This window comes from Paenibacillus sp. JL3B1040 (assembly GCF_057063165.1).
In genome coordinates, this window is record NZ_CM169317.1 from 766,028 (window position 1) to 791,153 (window position 25,126).

General features: G+C 56.6%; 22 protein-coding genes, 1 tRNA gene and 1 riboswitch. Of the genes, 12 read left to right on the plus strand and 11 right to left on the minus strand.

What is annotated here, in order from left to right; genetic code table 11:
• Nucleotides 1-46: 46 nt before the first annotated feature.
• The 5 genes from ACZF99_RS03300 to ACZF99_RS03320 all read right to left on the minus strand — a co-directional run bounded on the left by ACZF99_RS03300 (nucleotide 47) and on the right by ACZF99_RS03320 (nucleotide 9,334).
• Nucleotides 47-2,065: a Na+/H+ antiporter gene (locus ACZF99_RS03300; protein ID WP_483609037.1), complete on the minus strand. Its 2,019-nt coding sequence runs from the start codon at nucleotides 2,063-2,065 to the stop codon at nucleotides 47-49.
• Nucleotides 2,066-2,225: 160 nt separating this feature from the next.
• Nucleotides 2,226-3,257: a ribonucleotide-diphosphate reductase subunit beta gene (locus ACZF99_RS03305; RefSeq protein ID WP_483609039.1), complete on the minus strand. Its 1,032-nt coding sequence runs from the start codon at nucleotides 3,255-3,257 to the stop codon at nucleotides 2,226-2,228.
• Nucleotides 3,258-4,271: 1,014 nt separating this feature from the next.
• Nucleotides 4,272-6,605, minus strand: a complete 2,334-nt coding sequence (locus ACZF99_RS03310) for a ribonucleoside-diphosphate reductase subunit alpha (protein WP_483609041.1) — start codon at nucleotides 6,603-6,605, stop codon at nucleotides 4,272-4,274.
• Between the two features lie 237 nt (nucleotides 6,606-6,842).
• Nucleotides 6,843-7,361 (minus strand): anaerobic ribonucleoside-triphosphate reductase activating protein, encoded by a 519-nt coding sequence (nrdG, locus tag ACZF99_RS03315; RefSeq protein ID WP_483609043.1) that lies wholly within the window; start codon nucleotides 7,359-7,361, stop codon nucleotides 6,843-6,845.
• Complete coding sequence (locus ACZF99_RS03320) at nucleotides 7,358-9,334, minus strand: anaerobic ribonucleoside triphosphate reductase (RefSeq protein ID WP_483609045.1); 1,977 nt, start codon at nucleotides 9,332-9,334, stop codon at nucleotides 7,358-7,360. The genes nrdG and ACZF99_RS03320 overlap by 4 nt, the downstream gene beginning before the upstream one ends.
• 176 nt (nucleotides 9,335-9,510) lie before the next feature.
• Nucleotides 9,511-9,763, minus strand: a riboswitch (cobalamin riboswitch).
• A gap of 518 nt (nucleotides 9,764-10,281) precedes the next feature.
• On the opposite strand from ACZF99_RS03320, the gene ACZF99_RS03325 reads away from it, so the two are divergent.
• Both ACZF99_RS03325 and ACZF99_RS03330 read left to right on the plus strand, forming a co-directional pair.
• Entirely contained in the window at nucleotides 10,282-10,581 is a 300-nt protein-coding gene (locus tag ACZF99_RS03325; protein ID WP_483609047.1) for an MTH1187 family thiamine-binding protein, read from the plus strand.
• 79 nt (nucleotides 10,582-10,660) lie between these two features.
• Nucleotides 10,661-10,733, plus strand: a tRNA-Thr gene (locus ACZF99_RS03330).
• Between the two features lie 297 nt (nucleotides 10,734-11,030).
• On the opposite strand, the gene ACZF99_RS03335 is transcribed toward ACZF99_RS03330, so the two are convergent.
• On the minus strand, nucleotides 11,031-11,207 hold the full coding sequence (locus ACZF99_RS03335; RefSeq protein WP_483609049.1) for a hypothetical protein: 177 nt from the start codon (nucleotides 11,205-11,207) through the stop codon (nucleotides 11,031-11,033).
• A gap of 313 nt (nucleotides 11,208-11,520) precedes the next feature.
• Here ACZF99_RS03335 and ACZF99_RS03340 point away from each other — a divergent pair, with 313 nt between their 5' ends.
• Nucleotides 11,521-11,940 (plus strand): hypothetical protein, encoded by a 420-nt coding sequence (locus tag ACZF99_RS03340; RefSeq protein ID WP_483609051.1) that lies wholly within the window; start codon nucleotides 11,521-11,523, stop codon nucleotides 11,938-11,940.
• A gap of 74 nt (nucleotides 11,941-12,014) precedes the next feature.
• On the opposite strand, the gene ACZF99_RS03345 is transcribed toward ACZF99_RS03340, so the two are convergent.
• Entirely contained in the window at nucleotides 12,015-12,755 is a 741-nt protein-coding gene (locus ACZF99_RS03345) for an SDR family oxidoreductase (protein WP_483612513.1), read from the minus strand.
• Nucleotides 12,756-12,939: 184 nt separating this feature from the next.
• Between ACZF99_RS03345 and ACZF99_RS03350 the strand changes: the two genes are divergently transcribed.
• A complete protein-coding gene (locus ACZF99_RS03350; RefSeq protein ID WP_483609053.1) occupies nucleotides 12,940-13,863 on the plus strand; it encodes an AraC family transcriptional regulator in 924 nt (307 codons plus the stop codon).
• A gap of 39 nt (nucleotides 13,864-13,902) precedes the next feature.
• Here ACZF99_RS03350 and ACZF99_RS03355 read toward each other — a convergent pair whose 3' ends face one another.
• Nucleotides 13,903-14,754, minus strand: coding sequence for a manganese catalase (locus tag ACZF99_RS03355; RefSeq protein WP_483609055.1), 852 nt, complete (start codon nucleotides 14,752-14,754; stop codon nucleotides 13,903-13,905).
• A gap of 147 nt (nucleotides 14,755-14,901) precedes the next feature.
• Nucleotides 14,902-15,060 carry an asparagine synthase gene (locus ACZF99_RS03360; RefSeq protein WP_430704605.1) on the minus strand — a complete coding sequence of 53 codons (159 nt, stop codon included), beginning with the start codon at nucleotides 15,058-15,060 and terminating at the stop codon, nucleotides 14,902-14,904.
• Nucleotides 15,061-15,600: 540 nt separating this feature from the next.
• Here ACZF99_RS03360 and ACZF99_RS03365 point away from each other — a divergent pair.
• The 7 genes from ACZF99_RS03365 to ACZF99_RS03395 all read left to right on the plus strand — a co-directional run bounded on the left by ACZF99_RS03365 (nucleotide 15,601) and on the right by ACZF99_RS03395 (nucleotide 22,735).
• On the plus strand, nucleotides 15,601-15,990 hold the full coding sequence (locus ACZF99_RS03365) for a NusG domain II-containing protein (RefSeq protein ID WP_483609057.1): 390 nt from the start codon (nucleotides 15,601-15,603) through the stop codon (nucleotides 15,988-15,990).
• On the plus strand, nucleotides 15,974-16,528 hold the full coding sequence (locus ACZF99_RS03370; protein WP_483609059.1) for a Gx transporter family protein: 555 nt from the start codon (nucleotides 15,974-15,976) through the stop codon (nucleotides 16,526-16,528). The genes ACZF99_RS03365 and ACZF99_RS03370 overlap by 17 nt, the downstream gene beginning before the upstream one ends.
• Before the next feature lie 45 nt (nucleotides 16,529-16,573).
• Nucleotides 16,574-17,395 carry an ATP-binding cassette domain-containing protein gene (locus ACZF99_RS03375; RefSeq protein WP_483609061.1) on the plus strand — a complete coding sequence of 274 codons (822 nt, stop codon included), beginning with the start codon at nucleotides 16,574-16,576 and terminating at the stop codon, nucleotides 17,393-17,395.
• Complete coding sequence (locus ACZF99_RS03380; RefSeq protein WP_483609063.1) at nucleotides 17,395-18,327, plus strand: energy-coupling factor transporter ATPase; 933 nt, start codon at nucleotides 17,395-17,397, stop codon at nucleotides 18,325-18,327. Before ACZF99_RS03375 ends, ACZF99_RS03380 begins: the two co-directional genes overlap by 1 nt.
• The gene (locus ACZF99_RS03385) at nucleotides 18,317-19,117 is read left to right on the plus strand and encodes an energy-coupling factor transporter transmembrane component T family protein (protein WP_483609065.1); all 801 of its coding nucleotides are present in this window, start codon (nucleotides 18,317-18,319) and stop codon (nucleotides 19,115-19,117) included. The genes ACZF99_RS03380 and ACZF99_RS03385 overlap by 11 nt, the downstream gene beginning before the upstream one ends.
• Nucleotides 19,118-19,223: 106 nt before the next feature.
• On the plus strand, nucleotides 19,224-21,398 hold the full coding sequence (locus tag ACZF99_RS03390; RefSeq protein WP_483609067.1) for a peptidase U32 family protein: 2,175 nt from the start codon (nucleotides 19,224-19,226) through the stop codon (nucleotides 21,396-21,398).
• 23 nt (nucleotides 21,399-21,421) lie between these two features.
• Complete coding sequence (locus ACZF99_RS03395; RefSeq protein WP_483609069.1) at nucleotides 21,422-22,735, plus strand: aspartate aminotransferase family protein; 1,314 nt, start codon at nucleotides 21,422-21,424, stop codon at nucleotides 22,733-22,735.
• A gap of 10 nt (nucleotides 22,736-22,745) precedes the next feature.
• Here the strand turns inward: ACZF99_RS03395 and ACZF99_RS03400 are convergent, their stop codons facing one another.
• Complete coding sequence (locus tag ACZF99_RS03400; protein ID WP_483609071.1) at nucleotides 22,746-22,985, minus strand: hypothetical protein; 240 nt, start codon at nucleotides 22,983-22,985, stop codon at nucleotides 22,746-22,748.
• 251 nt (nucleotides 22,986-23,236) lie between these two features.
• Between ACZF99_RS03400 and ACZF99_RS03405 the strand changes: the two genes are divergently transcribed.
• Nucleotides 23,237-24,109 carry a UbiA-like polyprenyltransferase gene (locus ACZF99_RS03405; protein WP_483609073.1) on the plus strand — a complete coding sequence of 291 codons (873 nt, stop codon included), beginning with the start codon at nucleotides 23,237-23,239 and terminating at the stop codon, nucleotides 24,107-24,109.
• A 98-nt stretch (nucleotides 24,110-24,207) separates the two neighbouring features.
• Here ACZF99_RS03405 and ACZF99_RS03410 read toward each other — a convergent pair whose 3' ends face one another.
• A complete protein-coding gene (locus tag ACZF99_RS03410) occupies nucleotides 24,208-24,912 on the minus strand; it encodes a hypothetical protein (RefSeq protein ID WP_483609075.1) in 705 nt (234 codons plus the stop codon).
• Nucleotides 24,913-25,126 lie beyond the last annotated feature (214 nt).

Consider the following 25,126-nt stretch of genomic DNA (forward strand, 5'->3'; position numbering starts at 1 on the left):
GCCGCGGCGCCCTCCGAAACGGAGGTGAAATCGCCTTCCCGCCGAATTAAACCTCATGCTCGTAGAGGGCGATGCTTTCGATCTGGTTGATCGTTCGGCGCAATTCCCGGGCTTGTTCCCGGTGGATGTCGCCATTCACGTACATCAGGTTGATTTCCGCACGTTCGGCGTCCATGACCAGTAGCCGCAACTCTTCCTTCTGCGCTTCCGATTTCTCGTTAAATTGAGCCGATGCGCCTTTCAGGCGAGCGATGGCACGTTTGTAATTCAGGATGACGGATTGCAGGAGGTTGTCCGACTCGTTCCCTTTCTTCAGCCCCTGCAAATGCTCGAGCGCGGCTTGCATCGCCTGAAGCTGGATGTCCCGGCCTTCGGTCTTCATCGCGTAAGCTTTGTATTTGCGTTTCGCGCGCCGGAAGTCCCGCACCGCACTGTCGACCAAGAAGAAGAAGCGGGCCCGGCCGCTTTGCGACAGCTTCTCTTCCCGGAGGTCCAGCGCCTTCTCGAACGCTTCGAACATGTCTTTGTCCATGCTTCCGGCCTCCATCGCCTGTTGGATATAGCCGCGTTCCACCTTCAGTGCGGCTCGGCGCAACTCGGTGATTTTCCCGAGAATGGCCGGCCGATCCAGCCGGCGATTGCCCCATTGATCCAAGGAGGGCTGAAGCAGTCGGCTGTATTCGTCCATAAGCTGGTAGGCCGCCGCCTTGTTATCTTCGTTCATTTCCTCCTTGATCTTGCCCAGCGCAACCCGCAGCACGCGGGTACGGGCTTCGTTCATATCGATGAAATCCCCGGCTTCTTCGCCGGGCACGCCCCCCTTGCTGAGCATCGGCAAAAAGATCGTGGCCACAATCAACGTAAACAAGATAACGCCTGCCGCCAAAAACAAAATTAACGACCGTTCTGGAAACGGCCCTCCGCTGGCGACCACATAAGGGATGGATAATACCCCGGCCATCGTTACCGCGCCGCGGACCCCGGTCAGGGTCAGCAGCAGGCTGGCTTTTACGGTAGGTTTTTCAACCGTTTCCCCTTTGGCTTTCCGGTATTCATAAATGGCGAACAAGTGCGACCAAACGAAGCGGATAGCCAAAATCCCGACCCCGACGACGAGCACGTACCCGATTGCCAGGACATTGTCGATATTCGGATTATCGACGGTCGCCTGCATCGACGACGGGATGTTTAACCCGAGCAGCAGGAAGACGATCCCGTTGAGGATGAACAGCACGGTGGACCAGATATTTTCCGTCAGCACCTGTTCTTCGGCCAGCATCGTTTCCGTCCGCTCCCGCAGCAGCGAGTGCACGATACCGCCCACAACAACGGCAATAACGCCGGAAGCGTGCAGGAATTCCTCCGTGACGATAAAAATCAGGAACGGGGTCAGAATTTGCAGCAGCGAATGCAGCGTGGCGTCCTTAATCCCTTGCTTGAGCAGGGAGAACCGGATCCAGGTCATGATCAAGCTGAGCACCAGACCCAGCACGGCCCCGATCACAAACATATAGGAAAAATCAAACAAGGCCTCTCGCAGCGAAAAATATCCCGTCACGACCGCGGCAACCGCGTAGTTGAAGGCAACCAGGCCCGAGGCGTCGTTGATCAGCGATTCCCCTCGGACGAGATTCAGCACCTTTTCCGGGAGATGTATCCGCTTGGCAATCCCGTTGACGGCCACCGGATCGGTAGGAGACAGAATTGCGGCCAACGCAAAGGCCGCCGCCAGCGGAATGCCGGGAATTACCGCATGAATCAGGTAACCCCCTCCCAGCGTGGTCAGTACCACCAGAACGATCGCGTTCCCGAGTATCGCCCCGCGCATATTCCATAGCTGATCGCGGGGGAAATGCCTGCCGTCGTTGTACAACAGCGGAGCAACGAACAGCAGCAAAAACCATTCCGTCTCAAGTTCCAGCGAGAGCCCGTTAAAGGTTAAAGCGATGATGATCCCGAGCGCGATTTGCGTAAGCGCCGTGGGGATAAACGGGATATAGTGGCTGATGATGTTCGAGGCCACCAGACAGATGAGCAGCATAATCACGGTGATCAGTAAATCCATAAATGCAAACATCCTTCCGATAGTTCAGGCCCGAGGCCGATGGGGTAGTTGATATTAGCATATTTTATTATTTTAAACCGTAAGGAAATGCGAGTCCATTTTATGCAAAAAAACACCCTCCCGCAGTCACCAGCGGAAGGGCAGTTATGCCGCGCGATTGTCACAGGTCGTCGAACCCGTTGTCGTCGCCGACCTTGCCGTAATTGCGGGATTTGGCCTCAAAGAAGTCCGTTTTCGTCGCATTCAGCGCCTCGTCGGAGAACGGTTTGATCCACGGCATGCAGTTGATATCGACGCCTTGGTAGGCTTTGTCCAGGCCCATTAGCATCAAGCGTTTGTTGGCGATGTATTTGATGTAATCGGACAATTCGTTCAAGTCGATGCCTTGTACATTTTTCAGCGTATAGTGAGCCCAGTTCGTCTCGAGCTCTACCGCCCGGTCGATCGTGCGGTACGCATAGTCGATGTTTTCTTTCGTGTTCAGCTCCGGATAATCGATCAGCAACTGCTTGAATACCTCGGCGAAAAAGTAGCAGTGCTGGTTCTCATCCCGCTGAATGTACGAAATCATTTGACTTGTCCCCATCATCTTCTGGTCGCGCGCCAGATTGTAGAAGAACGCAAACGTGCTGTAGAAGAAAATCCCCTCGAGAATGAGGTCGGCGACCAGCGCTTCAAAAAACGACTGCGGCGTCGGTTCGTTGCGGAAGTTCTGATAGATGTCGGAGATAAACTTGTTGCGGTCCAGCAGCACCGGATCATGTTTCCAATATTCGAAAATCTCTTTCTGCTCCTGTTCGGACACGATCGAAGAGAGCACATAAGAATACGATTGATTGTGGACCACTTCCTGCTGCCCGATGATCGCCGAAATCGCCTCCAGCGAGGAGTCGGTGAAGTAGCGCTTCACATCGCCGACGAACATCGTTTGCATCGAGTCGAGCACCGCCAACAGCGAGATGTTGATCTTGAACGTGCGCTGCTCTTCCGAGTCGAGCAGGGCGAATTGCTGCGCGTCCTTGGCCATCGGGATCTCGTCCGCGATCCAATGGTTCAGCAGCAGCACTTTGTACAGCTTGTACATATGCGGCATGCGGATGTCGTTCCAGTTCAGGATGCCCGAGCATTCGCCGCCGATGATCCGCGTCGATTTATTCGGCGCTTCCGTATTAAAAATCGTTTGAAGTTGCATGGGATTTCGCTCCTTAAATATGTGATGGCGTAAGTTGAACGATGGCTGGAAAATGCAGTTTATGGGCCGCCGGGTTGAAATGCTCTTATTCCCCGCATGTATATATGCTCAAACGAGAGCGCATCCCAGCAGGGGACAGCGCCTCCGAGCACGCAGTGGCATTTCAACCGCCCCCTGCCGCTCTATCGTCACTTAACTAACTAATCTTTGCACCAGTAGTCAGTGCATCCCCGCAGGGGACAACGCCTCCTAGCACATAGTGGCATTACAAGCGCCTTTGCCGCTCTATCGTCACTTAACAAACTAATCTTTGCTCCGAAGTAAAGTGCATCCCCGCAGGGGACAACGCCTTCTAGCACGCAGTGGCATTACAAGCGCCTTTGCCGCTCTATCGTCACTTAACAAACTAATCTTTGCTCCGAAGTAAGCGCATCGCCGCAGGGGACAACGCCTTCTAGCACGCAGTGGCATTACAAGCGCCTTTGCCGCTCTATCGTCACTTAACTAACTAATCTTTGTTCCGAAGTAAGCGCATCCCCGCAGGGGACAACGCCTTCTAGCACGCAGTGGCATTTCAAGCACCTTTGCCGCTCTATCGTCACTTAACTAACTAATCTTTGCTCCGAAGTAAAGTGCATCCCCGAAGGGGACAACGAGGGTTACGCACGCTGTAGCACCATTTACCGCCACAGTCGCAGTCCCCGCCCCGCAGGAGCGCCGCAGTAGAGCGGGCCCGAAGGGCGAGAAGCGCTCCCGGCGCCTACGTCCCCCGGGTGCCTCGAAAGCAGCAGTCATGAGCAGCACGGTTTCCCAGGTGACCCGGGTGCGCCCAAAGTAAGACGTACCCGAAGGGGGAAAAGCGTTCCACGAGCCAACCTAAGCGTATCCCCGCAGGGGAGAGCGTGCAGGAGCGCCTCAGTCACTCCCACGTTCCCCCAGTTTGCGGGAGACCAGAGGGCAGCGGGCCCTTGGGCGCCCTCCCTTACGGTAAGGGAGGGGTGGGGAGGGTTGAGATCACGATGCGCACGACTCGCACTCCTCAATCGTCAGCGCCCGGCTGCGCACGTAATACGTCGACTTCAGCCCGGCTTTCCAGGCGTGCAGGTGCAACTCCAGGAACTCGGTGGCCTTGATGTCCGGGCGCACGTACAGGTTGAAGCTTTGCCCCTGGTCAACGTGGCGCTGGCGGGCGCCGGCCATGTCGATCGACCAGTGCTGATCGATCAGGAACGCCGTCTTGTAGTACCAGATCGTTTTTTCGGACAAGTCCGGCGCCGGGTTGGCGATCTTGTAGGTCGTCTTCTCCTCGTAGGAGAGCAGCTCGTACAGCGGATCGATGCTGGCGGTGGAGCCGGCGATGATCGAGGTCGATCCGTTTGGCGCGATCGCGAACATCCAAGCGTTGCGGACGCCGTTCTCGTGGACCTCCTTCTGCAGCTCGCGCCATTGTTCGGTCGTCACGTATTTGCCCTCGCGCGTGCCGTCAACATAACCGCGGGATTCGAAGTAATGCCCCGTCTCCCAGTCGGAGCCGGCGAATTTTGGATATTTGCCTTTTTCCTTGGCCAATTCCATGCTGGATTTGACCAGCAGGTAGTTGATTTTTTCGTAAAGCGCATCGTTGTACGCCACGGCCTCTTTGGACTCCCAGCGGATGCCTTCGAGCGCGAGCAGGTGATGCAGACCAAACGTGCCGAGCCCGATCGCCCGATATTGGCTGTTCGTGTATTGCGCCTGCAGCACTTCGATATTGTTGATGTCGATGACGTTGTCCAGCATGCGCGTCTGGATCGGCACCAGCCGTTCCAGCACGCCGGCCGGCACCGCACGAGCCAGGTGGATCGAGTTCAGGTTGCAGACAACGAAGTCGCCCGGGATTTTGGACACGACGATCCGGGTTTGCCCGTCCTTTGTCACCAGCTCCTCTTGCTCGACGACGGTCGGGGATTGGTTTTGCATAATTTCCGTACACAGGTTGGACGAGTATACCATCCCATGCGCGCGGTTCGGGTTGGCGCGGTTCACCGTATCGCGGTAGAACATGTACGGCGTACCGGTTTCCAACTGCGATTTCAGAATGCGCTTCATGATATCGATCGCCGGCATCGTGATGCGCGAGAGGGTAGGGTGGGCGACGGCCTCGGCGTATTTTTCGCGGAAGCTGCCTTTCCCGAACTCCTCATCATAGAAGTCCTCCAAACCCAGCGCGCGCCCGTTCTCGTCTTTCCAGCCCATCGTTTTCTTCACTTCATGCGGGCAGAACAGATTCCATTCGCCGCGGGCTTCGACCGCCTCCATGAACAGGTCGGGCAGGCAGACGCCGTGGAAAACGTCATGCGCGCGCATCCGCTCGTCCCCGTTGTTCAGCTTCAGGTCGAGGAAAGCGAGAATATCTTTATGAAAAACGTCCAGATAAACCGCGATCGCGCCTTTCCGCGTTCCGAGCTGGTCGACGCTGACGGCGGTGTTGTTCAACTGGCGGATCCAAGGGATAACGCCGGAGCTGGTGTTCTTGTGGCCGCGGATATCGGAGCCGCGGGCGCGGACCTTGCCGAGGTAGACGCCGATACCGCCGCCCATTTTGCTCAAACGGGCCACATCGGTGTTGGAGTCGAAAATGCCCTCAAGGGAGTCATCCACGGTATCGATGAAGCAACTGGACAGCTGGCCGGCTACTTTTTTACCGGCATTGGACATCGTTGGGGTCGCGGCGGTCATATAAATGTTGCTCATCGCCCAATACGCTTCCTTCACCAGCTCGAGGCGTTTCTCTTCCGGCTCCTTATGCATCAGGTACATGGCGATGACCATGTAGCGCTCCTGCGGCAGCTCCATCGTCCGTCCGTCGAAGTCGGTCGCCAGGTAACGTTCGGTTAACGTCAGCAGGCCGATATAGTCGAACAGCAAATCGCAGGACGGGGCGATCGTGCGGCCCAGTTCTTCGATTTGTTCTTTCGTGTAGCACTCGAGCAGTTCTTCGCGGTAAATGCCCAGCTTGCACAGCTCGGAGATCAGGTGGTAAAACGAGCCGTACGGCTCCTCCGGGTAAGCTTTGTAACGGCGGTTTACCGCCGCTTTTTTGTAGAGGGAAGTCAGCAGGGAGCGGGCGGCCGCGAATTTCCAATCCGGCTCGTCTTTGCTGACCAGCTCCAGGGCGGACATCGTAAAGGCGTTGCTGATCTCTTCGCCGGTCACCTCGTCGCGGCGGAGCTTGGCATTCACGCCGCGCAGCAGGCGCTCCTTATCGAGGTTATGTAGACCTTGCAAAATACGGTCGGCATATACGCCAAGGCGCTCGCCGTCAAACGCAAGCTGTCGGTTATTGGGTTTTGTCACTAGAGTAGGCATCGGATGAATCCTCGCTTTCCGTGAATTAAAGTAGGAAGAATGCTGTGAATGGCTGGCGTTACCGCAAAACTTGAATTTTCAAATTGCAGATAACAGGTGAAAAAAGGGGGCGCAAACCCGTTTGCGCTCCGTGATCAATATTGTCAAACTGTGACGAAGGTCACAGGGTTTTAATTATACCAGAAACTTCTATCGTTCGTGTTCAAAAAGTGAGTTTTTCAGCACCGAGAAAATGGGCTAGAAAGAGAACATGGACTCCCATAAGACGGCTTGTCCCTGCCGCAGACTTTGCTGAATATCGATCAGCCGCTGGTTGGAGCTCCCGCGATAGAGCAGGGAAGGGTCGCGAAGCTCCTCTACGAACCTTCCGTCAACCAGCACCTCGCAGCGCCGCAGCAGCTCATATTCGGGTGAGCCGGGGCGTTCTATTAATTCTTCATAGGTATAGCCGCTGTAGATCCAGATCGATACCGGCCCCGTTTCGGTAACCAGCCGGTCGATAAACCCGCTGACCTCGGCGGCGGAGAAGAAAGGATCCCCGCCAAGGATCGATAACCCGCTCAGCAGGGGATTATTTTTAATGTCATGAATGATTTCGGTTTCGCGCTCCAAGGTGAACGGTTCGCCGTAATCGAAGTTCCAGGTTTTGGGGCTGAAGCAGCCCTTGCAGTAATGACGGCAGCCGCTGATGAAAATCGCCGCCCTCAAGCCTTCGCCTTCATTAATGGATTCCGGGTAGTAGCCGCAAAGCTTCATACGTCGTGTTTGACCCGGTCGCGAACTTCCGCTTGCTTGGCGGCGTTAAACCGCGTTTGGAAGTCGCCGGTCAGGTAGCCGGTCACCCGGCGCAAACGGCGGATATGCACGTCGTTCTCGTGGCTGCCGCAGGAAGGGCAGGTCGCCCCGATGATCCCTTCGAAGCCGCAGGCCGAGCAGCGGTCGATCGGGTGGTTGATGCTGAAATAGCTGACCTGCTGCTGCAGGGCGTATTGCACGATTTTCAGGAACGCCGCCGGGTTGCTGCGGGCATTGCCGTTCAGCTCGATGTAAGAGATCGCCCCCGCGTTGCACAGCCCGTGAAACTTGGCCTCCAGCTCGATCTTTCGCGCGGCGCTGAGGTTATAGTAAACCGGGATATGGAACGAATTCGTGTAATACTCGCGGTCCACGACCCCCGGAATCGGACCGTATACCGCGCGGTCGCGCTTGGTGAACTTGCCGGACAGCCCCTCCGCCGGAGTGGCGAACAACGTGATGTTCAGGTTGTGGATATCGCTTTGGCGGTCGCAGTAATCGCGCATGTAGGCGATCAGGTCGTACGCTTTTTGATACACCGCTTCGTCCTCGCCGTGGTGCTTCCCGTACATCGCCTTCATGCATTCGGCCAGTCCGATGAATCCGATGGACAAGCTGCCGTGCTTCAGCAGGTCGCCGACGGTGTCGTCCGGTCCCAGCGCTTCGCCGCCTTCCCAAACGCCTTCGCGCATCATGAAATCCGAAGCTTTCGCTTTCTGCGAGGCCTGGATATGGAAGCGGTGCAGCAGCCCCTCCAGCGCGATATCCATGTAATGTGTCAGTTCGCGGTAGAAGCCGCGTTCGTCGGCCTCCTTGCGTTGGCCCAGCGCGATGCCGTGCTCCAGGCCCAGCTTAACGAGATTCAACGTATTAAAAGAAAGATTGCCCTTGCCGGACAGATGGTTCCGTCCGAACCGGTCGGCCAGCACCCGGGTGCGGCAGCCCATGGTGGCAAATTCCGTATCCGGGTCTGCCGGATCGTAATACATCAGGTTGAGCGGGGCGTCCAGGTTGGCGAAATTTGGATACAGCCGTTTGGCCGAGCATTCCGCCGCTTTCAGGAACAGGGAGTAGTTCGGTTCCCCGGGGTTCTGATTGACGCCTTGCTTGCACTTGAAAATCTGGATCGGAAAAATCGGCGTTTCCCCGCTGCCCAGCCCGCGCATCGTCGCGGTGAGCAGGGAGCTGATGACCAGCTGTCCTTCCGGCGAGGTGCAGGTGCCGTAGTTGATGCTGGTGAACGGGATTTGCCCGCCGGCCCGGCTCGACATCGTGTTCAGGTTATGGACCAGGCTTTCGGCCGCCTGCAGCGTTTCGCTTTCGGTTTCCTTCAGCGCGTAATGAAATGTTCTTGGATATTGCTCTCGCAGGTCGCTCCGGCTCATCGTGATGTTGCCCGAAACGGCGCTGGCATCGCCTTCCTCGAAATAATCCAGACCTTTGCGGAAGTACTTGGCGAACGATTTGGCGACGTACGGGGCGAGATCGAAGTCCAGCTTGTTCGCGGAGACGCCGCCGTATTGGGAGTTTTGCTGGGATTGGAAAATGATCGCCACCAGCGCCATCGCCGTCATGATCGAGGTCGGCGGACGTACGCTGCCGTTCCCGGTATTGAAGCCTTCGCGCAGCAGCTTGTCGAACGGGATGAAGATGCAGTTGGTCGTGCCGATGGCGTATTGGTCCAGGTCGTGAACGTAGACGACGTTGTCTTGAATTGCCTGCACCAATCGGGCCGGCATCACGAAATGGTTTGCGTACCATTTGGCATACTCGCTGCCGAATTTACTCATTTTGCCGGAGAAGCTCTCTCCGTTCAAGTTGGCGTTCTCGCGCAACACCTCGAGATTGCGGCTGTGCACGATTTCCTCGCCTAATTGAATGACTTCATCCAGCAAGGTGTCCCGGCCGGTATATGTATGGTTTAGCAATGCCATAACAAAGTTCTCCTCCCCATAAACTAAGCTTTTATTTCATATAAAAGAGCATGTCCAACCCGACGAGGGTGAACATGCCCGAATGCGCTGCATACAACGATGGGGTAGGGCACAGAAACAGAAGCCCTAAGTTCAGCGGCAAGCGGACACCATCCCTGTTCCTCGCAGGTTTTCCGTCGGTGTCTTCCAAACGGGCAGGTCTCCTGGCTTTCGGGGCGTTGCCGACGCCTTCCCGCAGCCGATGAATCAAGCCGCAGTGGCATAAATGTCGGTCGAACGGCTGGGCCTAAAAGACGAACAAGATGGAACCCTTCGTCTCCAGCGCCTAGCTACCGATTACAGTGGCGGGACCGCAGCGGACTTGCACCGCACTTCCCTTTTAAGGTCCGGCGGATTGTCCGCCGGATCACCCGTTCACACTATATTTTGTTGCGATGATCTAAGAATAGCCCAAGATGTTGTGTTTGTAAACGGGGGATTTGTGCTGAAAGTAGACTGAAAACAACGTGAAAATCTCCGAGCCGCACAGTGATGCGGAGAGCGGGGGACGAGGGGAAATTGTGAACATTTTAGAATGGGACCCGGGAACCAGGAGGATAGTTGGGGGGCTGCGCTTGAACGAGCGGCATTGGCTAACGGAACCTGAAGCCGCTATTTGTTCGTATTTCAGATGTCTCGATTTCTAACGGAACCCGAAGACCTTATTCCGGGCAAATGCCGCTGAATCTCCGCCATTTGAGGCCAATAAAGTCTCTGAGTTCCGTTACAGCGGGAAATCACCGGGGAATGAGTGAATAAGGGCGCTACGTTCCGTTAGAGGTCGGGCCTCTGTAACAAACTCCATGATTCGGTTGATCTTCAAGAGCAAGGACGGGTAGAATACGTATAGGAGGAAAACCGAGTCTACGGAGTTCATCCATATCCATACCAGGAAAGAAGGGACTAATATGGCTATCGCCGAAGTGACCGTCATTCCGATCGGAACGGGAAGCACCAGCCTGAGCGCTTATGTCGCCGAGTTGCATCGGGTACTGGAGAAGCAGAAGGGGATCACCTTTACCCTCACCTCAATGAGTACGATTATTGAAGGGCCGCTGGACGACGTGTTCGCCGCGATCCGCGCCATCCATGAAGCGCCGTTTCAGTCGGGGGCCGGCCGCGTGTCGACGTCGATCAAGATCGACGACCGCCGCGACAAAGCCAGCTCGTCGGAACAGAAGCTGCGCTCCGTTCGCGAGAAATTGTGATCTGCAAATTTCCAGAGATTTATGCTTGCATTATTTTCAAATCGGGGTATAATAAATTTTGTTCGCTAAAAACGAACCTGCTGGTGTAGCTCAGCTGGTAGAGCAACGCATTCGTAATGCGTAGGTCGGGGGTTCGAATCCCTTCACCAGCATACTTAATAAGGCAAGCGTAACGCGGCCTCCGAGGATTTCGGGGGCCGCGTTTTTTTGCGTGGAAAGGGACTTGATGGAGGAATAGGAACATTGAGAATCTAACGCTTGTAGGTAATGCTATTGGCTCCGAAACGAGGACATGCAAAATGTAACGCTTGGAGGAGAGCTTATTTCCCCGTTTTTAGTCAGAAGCAGGGCGATTTCGCATCCATAAGCGTGCTGGTCAGCGTTAGAGCCGAAACGCCCCTCTTTTCGCCCTAATAAGCACGCTTGCAAGCGTTAGTGCAAACAGGGCCTTAGGACGAAAGAAGTAAAAGCCCCACAATGATGACAAAGGTGGTCAAAAAACCGCCTTTTGCTAAGGCGTTCCAATCACCGATTTCAGCGCGATTCATTGAATCGGCAAAATTGATGAAGGGCTTTCGTTTATACTCTCCTAACTTATCTTTCTCTTGTTTTTCCCAGTCGTTCATTGTAGTCCCCCATAATTAACCCATCTGTATATAATTCAACCATCCTCGCAGCGATAGAATCAATACCCAAATAGACCGCACCGGGTGCGGTCTATTTCAAATCGTGTAAATAATGCGGAGTGGTATGCTATGCGTCGGATGTCTCCGGCCCGTTACTCCTCCCATTGGGAATGAAGGACATGGTGGCAAAAGTTTAGCTTTCGGTCTCGTGCTTATCGCAAAAATGAGTCAATTCTACCGATGCAATCATCTAAGATTCTGAAATCTCCCTGACATAGAATAGAACATACCTTAGCAAAGGGGAGAAGATGGTATGGCAAAAACGCTTTTGGATTACAACTCTACTGTAGTGACACCGGTCACGAATGGCGTGAATATTCCGATTCCGATTGTTGGCGGCGTGCAAATTGCGGCGGTTTCCGTGTTCATCGACCCGGCCGACCCCGCATCCTTGACCAACCGTGTCGAATTGAAGGCGACGATCGGTGTTGAGGCGCTGGCCGATACGCCAAATGTGCTGGTGCGCATCTGGAGAGCGGGCACCGAAATCTTCTATGGTCTGGTAGAATTGGAGGATGCCTTCAACGACTGGGGGCTCATCAATGTGCATATGGTCGAACATGCCCCGCTTGGAGTCCAAAACTATCAGCTGATCGTTGAAAATCAAGATAACAATAGCACAGCGAGAGTCGTAGGGCCGATTGTGTTCTCGGCCATGGCGATCGGCGGATAAGCCGATTGCCCGATTCCGTACCCTGAGTCCCCCTCCGGTAGCCTTAGCCGGAGGGGGATTTTCCGTATCTCAGCTTAATTAAATCCTCCATTGACGCGGAGGGTCTGTCCCGTAATCCAACGGGCTTTGTCGCTGACAAGGAGCTCGACCGCGTTAGCGATATCCTCCGGCTCGCCCAATCGGCCGAAGGCGTTCATGCGGCGATAAGAGTCAATCCGCTCCTCCGATTTCCCGTTTAGAAACAACTCGGTTGCAACTTGCCCGGGTGCTATGCAGTTAATGATGATCTCCCGTGGGCCGAATTCTTTGGCCAACTGGCGGGTCAACTGCTCCACCGCGCCTTTGGTTGCGGCATACACGCTGTACGTCGGCAGCATTGCTCCCGAGACGGAGGTCGAAAAGTTGATGATCGTTCCGCCAGCCGCCATGTGTTTCATGGCTTGTTGACAAGCAAAATAAGTTCCTTTGACATTAATCGCAAAATGCCGATCGAACGACTCCTCCGTTACGTCCTGAATGGCGGTATATTCCAAGATACCGGCGTTGTTGACCAAGATGTCCACACGCCCGAAGAGTTCGAACGTCTTCGCAAATAAGGCTTCAACATCGCCGACCTTGCTGACATCGGCGCGGATGGCCGCCGTCGTACCTCCGGCTTGCTCGATTATCTTGACCACTTCCTCGGCTTTCTCCCGATTCGCGGTGTAATTGACGACTACCTTGGCCCCGCATTGCGCCAATTGGATGGCGATCTGACGGCCGATGCCCCGCGATGCTCCGGTGATAATGGCAACTTTTTCGTGTAAATGATTCATCATCGTTCGCTCCTTAGGTCCGAATTTGGCTGATCCGTTCGACTTCCTGCTCAGCCTTGCCTCTTCATTTTAAGGGAGGAACGGCTGTACCCGTTAGACCGTAACTGTTCAATTCTTGCCTAATCCTCTCTCATCCGGTTATGATGTTGGAATAATCTGATTGCGCGAAAGGAGACTACACCAGGTGAACGAAACGGGGGGAGCGAAACAATCCATACAGCAATTGGCCAACCTCATCCAGCGACATGCCCCGGCGGACGGCACCTACTTGACATCGGTGCCCGCCTTGACCTTGCGGTATGCCACGAAAACGTCGGAATCGATGGAATCGGTGCATCAGCCCTCGATCTGCATTGTGGCGCAAGGGGCAAAAACGGTCACCTTGGCGGACGAATCTTACCGATATGATCCATCGACTTACCTGGTCGTTTCCGTGGAATTGCCGATGATCGGCCGAATTATTGAGGCTTCACCGGAGGTGCCCTATTTGGCTGCGAAGCTCAGCTTCGATACGGATGTCGTTCTGGACATCGTCAAAGAGATGGGCGAGCCTCGGCAGTCGGACAGGGCAGAGGCGAGCCGCGGGGTTGCGGTCAATCGGGTATCGCCGGCCTTGCTCCAAGCCGTTGTACGGCTCCTGGAGCTGTTGGACGCGCCCGAGGACATCCCAATCCTCTCGCCGCTTGTCATCCGCGAAATTCTGTATCGCGTGCTTCAAGGCGAACAAGGCGCGCTCGTCCGCCAATTTGCAATCATTGGAAGTCATGCGCAAAGGATCGCCAAGGCCATTCAACGAATCAACCGGGAATACGACCGCCCGCTGGCCGTTGATCGGCTCGCCGAGTCGGTGAACATGAGTACATCGGCGTTTCATAAACATTTCAAACGCGTCACTTCCCTGAGTCCGCTGCAATACCAGAAAACGGTACGCTTGCAGGAAGCGCGCCGGTTCATGCTGACGGAAGGGATGCCGGCCGCCGACGCGGCTTTCCGCGTAGGTTACGAGAGCCCGTCCCAATTCAGCCGGGAATATGCCCGGATGTACGGCCGGCCTCCGATGCTGGATATTCGGGAGCTTCGCGAAGCGATCGCCGCGGTGCAAAGCTAAACACCGCCAGGCGCTTCGAAGCGCTTGACGGTGCATGAATTACATCGGCGGTAGATTAGGTTGATTTTTTATCGCCTGTGGCGGCGTGTTATAAACGCGCGGAGGCGCCGGCGGCAAGTGTGGGGCGGGGGCGTGCGGCTGAGGCTGGGGAACATACTGGAATGCGGCACCGTCGGGACTTGGGCCGTGTGCCCAGGGGCCGGCTGCGCTTGCCTCACCCCGCGAAAAGTTGAAGAGTACGTGGGAAACTTCCCGTTTCTCCCGTTCCTTCGGGAAGGTGGTAGGGACAACTACGCCGCCTTCCTTGGCCTCGAGCTCTTTAATGGCGGCCATCCATTGATTTTGATGCATCGTATCCCGGGCAAGCAGCCAGGACAGCATATCCTTCACGCCTCTATCGTTGGTCATCTCGTAGAGTCTGGCCACCTGGAGCCGTCCTTGCGACTCCGCGTTCAAGTTGGCCCGAAAATCCGCAAGCAGGTTGCCGCTGGCAATAGTATATCGGGAGTTCCACGGATAACCGTTGCTGTCCGTGGGTGCTGCGCCAAGCCCGGTAACGATAGCGTGCTGGGGATTGGAGCCCCCAAGAATGGCGGCGATCACCGGATCTCTGGCGGCGTCCTCCAGCGTCTCCATCGGCGCGTCGTCGAGCAGGCGGGCGATCATTGTGGCCAGCATCTCGACGTGGGCCAATTCCTCAGTGGCGGTGTCCAGCAGCAAATCTCGGTACTTGCCATCTCCACGCGTATTCCAGCCCTGGAACAGGTATTGCATGGCCACCGTAATTTCCCCGAATTGTCCGCCAAGCACTTCCTGAAGTCTTCGGGCATATACCGGATCCGGACGTTCGGGTTTGGCATGGTATTGCAGCTCTTTAATATGGAAAAACAAACTCATCCCTCCGTAAAATCATCATGAGAGATGTGTATTCAAACGGTTTTCTCAAATTGCCTGGACCTAAAAATAGACCAAGCCGGACCGAACGCGAAAAATAACCCGGAAGCGACGGCTCCCGGGCGTTCATCTCCCAAACGACAGCTACCGGTGCTCGATCAGGTCGATCGTGCCCAGCACGATATGAGCCAAGCCGAATCCAAGCACGCCGGTAGCGGCAAGCTTGTACTTGCTTCCAAGCAGTGTTGCGGCCGAAGCGGATACTACGGCTCCAAGAACGGTAGGAATCAAACCTTCGCGCATCTCAGGACACCCCTTTGGTTTTGTTTGGAAAGACAACGTTAGTCTAAGCAAAACGGGCATCGGCTATTCGCGCCAATGCCCGCTTCGTATTGTTATCCAAGCCTTCATGTACACGTGAAGACCGGCCGGTGTTCCTGCTTTGACTACAACATACTGCCTGTTTCTAAAACAACAAAAGCCCTACCTCTCATTTGTCCTTGCGGCTCCGATGACCGCGCCAGCGTGAATCAGAAAAACATCAAAATTCTTACTTTTATTGGGTCATTCAAATAGGAATTTCATACCGGAATGGTATAAGGAGAGTTATAATCTTTTGAGGAACGACAATCCCGTCATAACAATCTAATTAATTATTATACTTTAAGTAATTAAAAAATGCAATATACTTTTATTCCCATAATCTGCCTTCTAAAGTGATGATTTTGTGAAACCAAGGGAAATCACCACAAGGTGAGACATATGTCACACTGTAGTGTGGAAGGCACCATGTATAATGAGTTCATCTAAGATTTATATAATCAAAAAATAAGGGAGTTTGCCATGAAACGTGGAGATATCCTGTTGATCGGGCTCATCGTCGCCGTCGCTTTGGTGTTCTTGGTGCCGAGATGGCTTGGCGATTCAAGTGAAAACAATCACAACAATGAGAACCGGGTAGCCAGAATCACGGTTGACGGGAAGCTGTTCAAAACGGTGCAATTGACCGGGGAAGAACAGACCGTGGATATTCAAACAGAGTATGGCTACAACATTTTGAAGGTGCATGATTACGGCATTGAGATGATTGACGCCGATTGCCCGGACAAATTGTGCCTGACCTTCGGATTTATCGACCGGAACGGCGGGACGATCGTGTGCCTTCCACATAAATTGATGGTCGAAGTGGTATCCTCGGGAGAAGGAGACGATATTGATGCACTCATTAAATGAACAATCCAACCTCATGTTAAAAAGAACGGTGATCGTGGCGATCTTCGCGGCGGTGGCGGTGGTGCTCAGCCTGGTGGAATCCGTGATTCCTGTGAACATGAGCGTGCCGGGCGCGAAATTGGGGTTAGCCAATATCATGGTGCTGACCTGCCTCTATTTTCTGCGGACCCGCGACGCCTTGATGATGGTGCTGCTGAAGACGCTGTTGACCGCGTTTATCTTCGGGACTTTTTCCAGCTTCCTGTTCAGTATTATGGGGGCGTTGTTCAGTTTTGCGGCGATGTGGTTCCTGCTGTTGGTTGGACGCAAACGGTTAAGCGTAATCGGGATCAGCATTGTCGGGGGGATTGCCCATAATATCGGGCAGTTGACTGCGGCTGCGCTGTATTTCAATACATCGAATATTTTTTATTACTTGCCGATGCTGTTGATTATGGGGGTCCTTACCGGGATTGGGGTCGGGATTGCCGTGAAATATTTGATTCCGTCGCTGTCGAAGTTGTCTTTATTTGAAGGTTTTTTGGCGGAAGCGGCTTAAGCCGGGGAGGGCCCGCACTTAGCATTCCTGAGGGGGGAGAGAGAAATGGGCGAAACCGGAATGGCTTACGAACTTCGGGACGTTTCCTTCGCGTATCACCCGGCGCATCCCGTACTTCACGAAATCACGCTCGGCATCCCTTCGGGCAGGTGGGTATCGCTGGTGGGGCCCAACGGCTGCGGCAAATCGACGTTGGCCAAATTGCTGGGCGGATTGCTGGCCGTTAACGGCGGCACCATTGACGTGGAAGGAATCCGGTTGGACCGGAATACGGTTTCGCAGCTGCGTCCGCGGATCGGGATGGTGTTTCAAAATCCGGACAATCAATTTATCGGCGCCACCGTGGAAGAGGATATCGCCTTTGGCCTGGAGGGGCGGAACCTGCCAAGGGAGGAAATGGTGCATCGCGTGCGGGAATACGCGGATAAACTGCAAATCGGCCATCTGCTGTCCAAACATCCCGCCGAGCTGTCGGGGGGACAAAAACAGCGGGTGGCCGTCGCTTCGATATTGGCGATGGAACCGGGGATCGTGATTTTCGACGAGGCCTCTTCAATGCTGGATGAAAAAGCCCGCGGAGAGCTGCTCGCCATCCTGCGGGAGATGAAGCAAAGCGGCCGTTACACGATGGTGTCGATCACCCATGATGCCGATGAGATTCTGGCATCCGACCGGGCCATCGTGCTGGGCGGCGGGACGGTGGCCGCCGACTTGACGCCGGGGGAGCTGTTTCGCAACGAAGCGCTGCTTGCCGATTGCCGGTTGATCGCCCCGTACCGGATCCGGTTACGACACGAACTGGAACGGCGGGGAGTGCCGCTTCCTGCCGGCCTAGGACTGGGCGGCGAAGAGGAGGCGGATCTTTGATGGCCATTCATTTCGAGCAAGTCAGCTTTGCTTATGACGAGCACAGCCTGTGGCGCCACAGCGCGCTGGAGGAGGTCGACCTGTATCTGGCGGACGGGGGGTTTGCCGGGATTGCCGGTGCCTCCGGTTCGGGCAAATCGACGTTGATGCAGCATTTCAACGGCATCCTAAAGCCGACGGGCGGCAAGGTGCGCGTCCTGGACGTGACGATGCAGGCCGGCGGCAAGACGCCGCCGATGCGCGAGCTGCGGCGCCGGGTCGGACTTGTCTTCCAGTTCCCCGAGCAGCAGCTGTTCGAGGATACGGTGGAGAAGGACCTTTGCTTCGGTCCGTTGAACTTCGGCTGTTCCTTAAGCGAAGCGAAGGAGCGGGCCGGCCGCGCGCTGGCGCAGGTCGGCCTGGACGATTCGTTCCTCGCCCGCAACCCGTTCCACCTGAGCGGCGGCCAGATGCGCAAAGTGGCGATCGCTTCGGTGCTGGCGATGGACCCGGACGTCATTGCGCTCGACGAGCCGACGGCGACGCTGGATCCGCAAAGCCGGGCCGAACTCGCCAAGTTGCTGTCGCGGCTGCACCGGGAAGCGGGGAAGACGGTGATCGTGGTGACGCACCGGATGGAGGAAATGCTCCCTTACGCGGAGCAGTGGATCGTGATGAAGGAGGGGCGCAAGTCGTTTCAGGGCAGCGTAGCGGAGCTGGTGCGGGAGTCTTCACGGCTGGAGGCCGAGGGGTTGGCGATTCCGGCGTGCATCCGTTACTGGAAGAAGGCGGCGGCGCTTTACGGTTTGCGCGAAGAGCCGCCTTGCTTGACGGCTGAAGCGCTCGCCGAGCGGCTGGCAAGGTTGCGGGCGGAGCGGCCCGCGGCGAACCGGATGGGAGAAGAGGTCCCGGCCGGCGCTTCCGGGAAAGGGGGCGGCGACCATGCGCAATAAACTGTTGTTCGGACGCAGCATCGATACCGGCTCCTGGGTGCACGCCGTAGACCCCCGCGCCAAGTTGACCGGGATGGTGCTCTATCTGGTGGCGATCGTGGCCGTCGGCTCTTGGCCCGCTTTGGCCGTGGCCGCCGCGTTTTCGATCGGCTACATGCTGTCGACCAAGATCCCGCTCAAATATTACCTGAAGGCGGCCAAACCGTTGTGGGTGTTGATGGTATTTATCTTCGTCGTTCAATGCTTGTCGGTCGAGTCCGGGGCACCGCTCTGGCGCATCGGCTCCTGGACGCTGTACAGCGGCGGGGTCAGCAGCGGATTGATCGCGGCTTGCCGCATGGGGCTGCTGGTGTCTTTTACCGCGATCCTGACGTTTACGACGACCCCGGGGCTTCTGAATCAAGGCCTAAGCGGCGTGTTGAAGCCGCTGAAGCGGATCGGCATCTCGTCCGAGCGGTTGACGCTGATGATGAGCATCGCCCTGCGCTTCATTCCGACGATTTTGGACGAAACGCATAAAATCCTTAAAGCCCAGGCCGCCCGCGGCGCAGATCTGAAGGAGCTGCCTTGGAAAGAGAAGGGTCGCATGCTGGTATCCCTGCTCGTCCCGGTCACGGTCAGCGCCTTCCGCCGGGCGGAAGAACTCGTGCTGTCCATGGAAGCCCGGGGGTATACGATCGGCGCTCCGCGTTCGGAGTACCACCTGCTGGCCTGGAAAGACCGGGACACCTGGTTCGTAGCGTCCTTTGTCATCCTGGCGGCGGCGGCCGTGGCGTACCGGTTGATATGAGCCGGGAGTTTTAGGGTGCACGGGCTTTCAAAAGTAGACATAGCACTTATGGATAGGTTGACTGTTTGAACGATCGTTAGTCATTTTATGTGAGGGGGAAACGACTGTGGCACGTTATTTTAATGGGAGAGAAGTCGAGCTGCTGGCGCCTACGGGAACGTTCGAAATTTTCAAGACAGTGATCGAAGCGAACTGCGACGCGGTTTATTTCGGAGGGCCCAGCCTGAATATGCGACTGATGCGCAAAGGCTTCAACTTTAACCTGGAGGAAATTACGGAAGCGGTCCGGATTGCCCACGGCCTCGGCAAAAAAGTGTACGTAACCGTCAACAATCTGCTGAATGAAGGCGAACTGGACGAGGCGCAAGCGTATTTGCGGTTTCTGGAGTCGGCGGGTCCGGATGCGATTATCGTACAGGATTTCGCCGTTTTGGCGTTGATCCGGGAAATGGGGCTGAACCTCAAGGTGCATTCCTCCGTGATGATGAACGTGCACAACGTGGAAATGGTTCGCGCTCTGCAGGAGCTGGGAGTGACCCGTGTCGTCACGTCGCGCGAGATGGATCTGATGACCACCCGCTATCTTCAGCAGGCGACCGGTATGGAGCTGGAGTACTTCGTGCATGGGGATATGTGCTCGGTGCATGGGGCTAACTGTTATTTTAGCTCCATGGTGTTCGGGATGAGCAGCAACCGGGGCAAGTGCCTGAAGCCGTGCCGCTGGGATTACCGCGTGAAAAAAGACGGCAACGTCTATCCGGCGGAATACCCGCTGGCCGTCAAAGACATGTTCATGTACGAGCATATCCCGGAGCTGATCCACGGCGGCATCACTTCTTTCAAAATCGAAGGACGCATGCGCGACGCCGCATTCGTGGTCATGCTCGTGAAGGCGTACGGGGACGCGATCGACCGTTATATCGACGATCCGGTCGGTTTTGACCGCAGCCGCGACACGAAACTGCTGTACGAAAACCGCAAGCGTGACTTTTCGACCGGGTATGCGTTCGGTCGGCCGGGGCTGTCCAACATCAACCGGCGATACGAAGGTACGGGCAAGTTCTACAGCACGGGCAAAGTGTTCAGCACGCCGACGGAAGAAAGGGAACTCGGCGAGAAGCGGGTTGAGCTCATCCGTGCGACCCTCGCGGCCGCTGGTCAAGGGAAGGGAGCAGCACTGCGGAATGGCGGTCCGGTCGGCGTGTCCGTGCATGTCAATAACGTGGAGCAAGCCAAAGCCGTCCTGGAATCGGGTGCCGATCACGTCTACCTGTCCGGCGACGTGTTCGAGCCGGATCGGCCGTTTACGAAGGAGGACGTAAAGGAACTGGCCGCGTTGAAGGGGAGTGCCAAGTTGTACCTCGGTCTGCCGCGGATGATGACGGAGCAGCATTTCGATCTCTACGAAGGTTTGTTGTTCGGCGAGCGGCTGCCGATCGACGGCCTGATGGTGACCAATCTCGGGGCCATCCGCAAGTTTGCCGGCAAAGGCTACCCGCTGGTGGGTGATTTCAACCTGAACGTGTACAACCCACTGTCGGCCGAATTTTACCGTGAGCTGGGCGTCGGCCGGTTGACCGTTTCGATGGAGTTGCCGCTGAAGGATTTGGCGGGGCTGCTGGCTCAGGCGCCGGAACCCCTGGAGGCGATCGTGCACGGTTCGCCGGCGATCATGTATATGGAGCATGACCTGTATGAGAACGCCGAGGTGTTCCAGGCCATCGGCGAAGAGGATAACCATTACGTCGACAACAGCGTCCTGGTGCTGAAAACGGATAAAGGCGAAAATCCGGTCTATCGGGACGTTCATGGTCGCAATCATTTGATGATGGCCAAGGAATTGTGCCTGCTGCCGGTCGTGAAAGAGCTGCTGGAGGCGGGCTTGTCCGTGTTCCGTATCGAAGGCGCGACCTACAAGCCGGAGCAATTGGCCGAAATCGTGCGCGCCTACAAGGCGGCGTTGGCCGACCCGGACGCGGCCGGAGAACAATTTGCCCGGATGACGCCGGTGTATGCCGGCTACACGCTGGGTGCGCTGCAGTTTGACGGCGGCAGCGCCAGCGGGGCAGCGGGCGCAGGGGCGGAAGCGTCGGCAGACGGCGACCATGGTGGCAACGGTGGCAATGGCGGTAACGGCAGCAACGGTGACAATGGCGACGACGGTGGCAAACGCGGCAATGACGGTAGCGATGTCAACAGCGGCAACGGAGGTAACGACAGCAACGCGGCCAAGGAAGCCGATGCCGAAGCGCAGGCGGAAGTGGCGGCTAGCCAAGCCTAACGGCGGAAAGGAAGCGAATGGATATGCAGAGCTACATCGGACCGGAACAAGTGTTGAAGAAGCGGGAGCAATATTTTTATCCGTGCACCAGCCATTTTTATCGGAACCCGCCGCAGCTGGTGAAGGGGGAAATGCAGTATTTGTACGGACATGACGGCAAGCGATATACCGACTTTTTTGCCGGCGTGTCGGTGGTGGCGAGCGGCCATTGCAACCCGGAAATCGCCGAGCGGACGGCCGAGCAACTGCGGACGCTGCAGCATACGTGCACGATTTATTTGACGCAGCCGAACGTGGATTTGGCGGAGCGGCTGGCCGGCGTGCTGCCGGGCGGGCTGCGCCGGACGTTCTTCGTCAACAGCGGCTCGGAAGCGAATGAAGGCGCCCTGCTGCTGGCCCGCATGCATACGGGGCGGCGGGGATTCCTGGCGCTGGAGCAGGGGCTGCACGGCCGGACGTACCTGACGATGAGCGTGACCGGCCTCCGGATGTGGCGGACCGACCCGCAGTTGGCGCAGGACACGGACGTCACGTTTATTCCCCGGCCGTACGAGCGGGGTCTTAGCGCCGATGAGGCGGCACGCCGCTCCATCGCGGCTTTGGAGGCGGCGCTGGCGGAGAAAGGCGATACCATCGCCGCGATGATCGCCGAGCCGATCCAGGGGAACGCCGGCATCGTTGCGCCGGCGGATTGGTATTTCGCTGAAGTGAAGCGGCTGCTGGAGCAGCACGGGGTGCTGCTGATCGCCGATGAAATTCAGACCGGGTTCGGCCGGACGGGCCGGATGTTCGCCATGGACCGGTACGGCGTCACGCCGGACATCCTGACGATGGCCAAAGCGCTGGGCAGCGGCATCCCGGTGGCGGGCTTCGCCACCACCGACGAGATCGCGGCCAGCCTGAACCGGCCATCCGCCTCCACGTTCGGCGGCAACCCCGTCTCGTCCGTGACCGCGCTCGCGGTCCTGGACTACATCGAGGCGCATCGCCTGCCCGAGCGGGCCGAGCGCCTTGGCGCGCAGCTGCGCGGCGGCCTGGAGCGCCTCGCCGCGCGGTTCCCGCAGCACGTCTCCGACGTGCGCGGCGCGGGGCTGATGCTCGGCGCGGAGCTTTGCGCCGAGGAGCCCGAGCGCGGCGCGCGGCTCACCGACGACGTGCTGGAGGCGATGCTGGACCGCGGCTATATCCTCGGCAAGAACGGCGTAAACCGCAACGTTCTGGCCTTCCAGCCGCCGCTGGTCATCGCCGAGGACGACGTGCGCGGCATGTTGGACGCGCTCGAGGCCGTGCTGGCGGAGCTGCTTGGCGTAACCGCCAGCCCGAGCTGTCTGCCGTAACAGCTAGCCGCTAGCCCGGCTGGTCACCGCAACGGCCCGGCCGAGCCGCCCGCTGAAACGGCCTTCGAGCCGCCCCCGTAACCGCCGGCGGCTGGGCTATGCCCACCGCAACGGCTAGCTTGGGCCGCCGCGACCCGCTGCGCCGGTCACGAGGTGGCGCAACGGCTGCTTTGCGCGTTTCGCCCGCTTTGCCGGCCTGGGGACTCGGCCTAGCCCCGGCCCTCAAGCCCCCATAGCGGTAAATAATCACCTTATTTCGCCGCTCCCGGCCTTCGACCGCCTAAATAGCGGTAAATAGTATCCTTATTTGCCGCCCCCACCGGTAAAAACAGCCAAGGAGCAGGAAATAAGGGGAAAAAATAACGCTATTTCAGCCAAATCGGCGGTTTCCCGATAAATAGCGGTATTTTTTACCTCTATTTTCGATCCGGCGGCGGGGAGGGCTTGAAGGCTGGGGCTTCATGCATGCAGAATGCTTTTTTGAAGGAGAGTGACCATCCCATGGAAGTAGCCCGTAAAATCGGCACCAAAATCCGGCTGTACAGCGAATTGGTGATGTTTTCACATACGTTATTTTCGCTGCCCTTCGCGATCATCTCGATGATTTGGGCGGCGGAGGGATTCCCGTCGTGGCGCGTGATGCTGTGGGGGCTGATCGCCCTCATCGCCGCCCGAAACGGGGCCAACGCCTTTAACCGCGTGGTCGACCGCGTCTTTGACGCGCAAAACCCGCGCACCGCACATCGCCACCTGCCGCGCAAATTGCTGGAGGCGAAGGAGGTGCTGGTGTTCGTTGCGATCAACTATGCGATCTTTATTTTGGCCGCGGGCATGCTGAATACGTTGTGCCTGATTCTGTCGCCGGTTGCCATCTTCCTGGTCTCGTCCTACTCGTATACCAAACGGTTTACGTACCTCAGCCACTTGTACCTGGGCTTTACGATCGCCTCGGCTCCGATCGGCGCCTGGTTCGCCGTCACCGGGCAGTTCGCGTTTACGCCGTTTATTATCGGCACGATCGTCATGCTGTGGATCGCCGGGTTCGACATCATTTACGGCTCCCAGGACATCGACTTCGACCGCAGCCACGGCCTCTGGTCGATCCCCAGCGCGTTTGGACTGAAGAACGGCCTGCGCATCGCGGCCGGCCTGCATTTCATCATGGTGCTCCTGCTGATCGCCTTAATCCCGATCCGCCACCTGGGGTGGCTGTATATCGCGGGAATCATCCTGGCCATCCTGCTGCTGATGACGGAGCACAAGATCATCAAACCGTCGAATCGGAAACGCATGAACGTGGCCTCCTACAATCTGAATCAGGTGATCAGCATGGTCATCCTATGCTTTACCCTCGGCGACTATTTTCTATTGTAAGTAAACGGCCGCCGCCCAAGCCTTTCCAAACGCATGCCAAAAACCCCGCCCTCACCCAAGAACCCAGGGAGCGGGGTTTTCGTGTCAAAGCCGATCGACTAGAAGCGGATGTCAATATGTTGGGAGTAATCAACTTCAAACGAGTCAAACACCTTTGAAGTCGGCAGAAGGGAGCGATCCAGTTGTGCGACCTCATCCTGCCATTCTTGCGAGTTACGATCCACCGTATTGTCGCGGGGGTTGGAGACGACCCCGGCCTTTTGTTCGAGCTGCGCTTTATAGTCGGACAGTTCCGTTACGGTGCGTTGGTACAGCTCGCCGATTTCGGCGGCGCTTTTCTCCGTCAGATGGCTCCATCCCAAATCCGGGGCGGAAAGAGAGGCATGTCCCGGCGGCAGCAGGGGAGCCTGCTGATTCAGACGACTGGCGCCGATATAGAATTTGCCATAAAAATCGGTCATCAGGTTAACCTGATCCTGAATGCGCGATTTGACCAGACTCACACGTTGTTCGAGCATTTCCAGTTCTTCCGCGCTCGCTTGCGGGTTGTTCCGGGCTTCTTGCAAAGCTTGCTCTCGCTTATCCAGCACAGCGATATACTTCTCGACCGGCTCCAGCCCGTTTAATAAGTTATCGTAGGTGGATATCGCCCGGTGCAAATCAGAGGCACCTACACTTACCGTTACTCCTGCCGGGCTGCTTTGCTCCGGATTAGCCTTTGTCGTCTCGGCCAATACCCGTTTCTTGGTGAGCAGCTCCTGCTCGGCTCCGAGATCTTTTTGCTGCATTCGTTCATTCAGCATGGACACAACTTGATGAAGAGGACTGGAATTTCTCGGGTTTGGACTCATCGGCGTTATCCGCATCTGAACGTACCCCCTTATCCAATAAAGTTCTAACCTATATATCGGAAAATCATGGGAAATATTTCACCCGACCTATATTTTCCGGATGGAATCCCTTATATTGGGGTTACCCGGCCGGAAACACGTTCAGAGATAGAAGGTGGAGCCTGAA

Bases quoted from the DNA above. Each gene is read 5' to 3' on its own strand.
- ACZF99_RS03300 (WP_483609037.1), bottom strand. From the start codon at position 2,065: ATGGATTTACTGATCACCGTGATTATGCTGCTCATCTGTCTGGTGGCC.
- ACZF99_RS03305 (WP_483609039.1), bottom strand. From the start codon at position 3,257: ATGCAACTTCAAACGATTTTTAATACGGAAGCGCCGAATAAATCGACG.
- ACZF99_RS03310 (WP_483609041.1), bottom strand. From the start codon at position 6,605: ATGCCTACTCTAGTGACAAAACCCAATAACCGACAGCTTGCGTTTGAC.
- nrdG (WP_483609043.1), bottom strand. From the start codon at position 7,361: ATGAAGCTTTGCGGCTACTACCCGGAATCCATTAATGAAGGCGAAGGC.
- ACZF99_RS03320 (WP_483609045.1), bottom strand. From the start codon at position 9,334: ATGGCATTGCTAAACCATACATATACCGGCCGGGACACCTTGCTGGAT.
- ACZF99_RS03325 (WP_483609047.1), top strand. From the start codon at position 10,282: ATGGCTATCGCCGAAGTGACCGTCATTCCGATCGGAACGGGAAGCACC.
- ACZF99_RS03335 (WP_483609049.1), bottom strand. From the start codon at position 11,207: ATGAACGACTGGGAAAAACAAGAGAAAGATAAGTTAGGAGAGTATAAA.
- ACZF99_RS03340 (WP_483609051.1), top strand. From the start codon at position 11,521: ATGGCAAAAACGCTTTTGGATTACAACTCTACTGTAGTGACACCGGTC.
- ACZF99_RS03345 (WP_483612513.1), bottom strand. From the start codon at position 12,755: ATGAATCATTTACACGAAAAAGTTGCCATTATCACCGGAGCATCGCGG.
- ACZF99_RS03360 (WP_430704605.1), bottom strand. From the start codon at position 15,060: ATGCGCGAAGGTTTGATTCCTACCGTTCTTGGAGCCGTAGTATCCGCT.
- ACZF99_RS03365 (WP_483609057.1), top strand. From the start codon at position 15,601: ATGAAACGTGGAGATATCCTGTTGATCGGGCTCATCGTCGCCGTCGCT.
- ACZF99_RS03370 (WP_483609059.1), top strand. From the start codon at position 15,974: ATGCACTCATTAAATGAACAATCCAACCTCATGTTAAAAAGAACGGTG.
- ACZF99_RS03375 (WP_483609061.1), top strand. From the start codon at position 16,574: ATGGGCGAAACCGGAATGGCTTACGAACTTCGGGACGTTTCCTTCGCG.
- ACZF99_RS03380 (WP_483609063.1), top strand. From the start codon at position 17,395: ATGGCCATTCATTTCGAGCAAGTCAGCTTTGCTTATGACGAGCACAGC.
- ACZF99_RS03385 (WP_483609065.1), top strand. From the start codon at position 18,317: ATGCGCAATAAACTGTTGTTCGGACGCAGCATCGATACCGGCTCCTGG.
- ACZF99_RS03395 (WP_483609069.1), top strand. From the start codon at position 21,422: ATGCAGAGCTACATCGGACCGGAACAAGTGTTGAAGAAGCGGGAGCAA.
- ACZF99_RS03405 (WP_483609073.1), top strand. From the start codon at position 23,237: ATGGAAGTAGCCCGTAAAATCGGCACCAAAATCCGGCTGTACAGCGAA.
- ACZF99_RS03410 (WP_483609075.1), bottom strand. From the start codon at position 24,912: ATGCTGAATGAACGAATGCAGCAAAAAGATCTCGGAGCCGAGCAGGAG.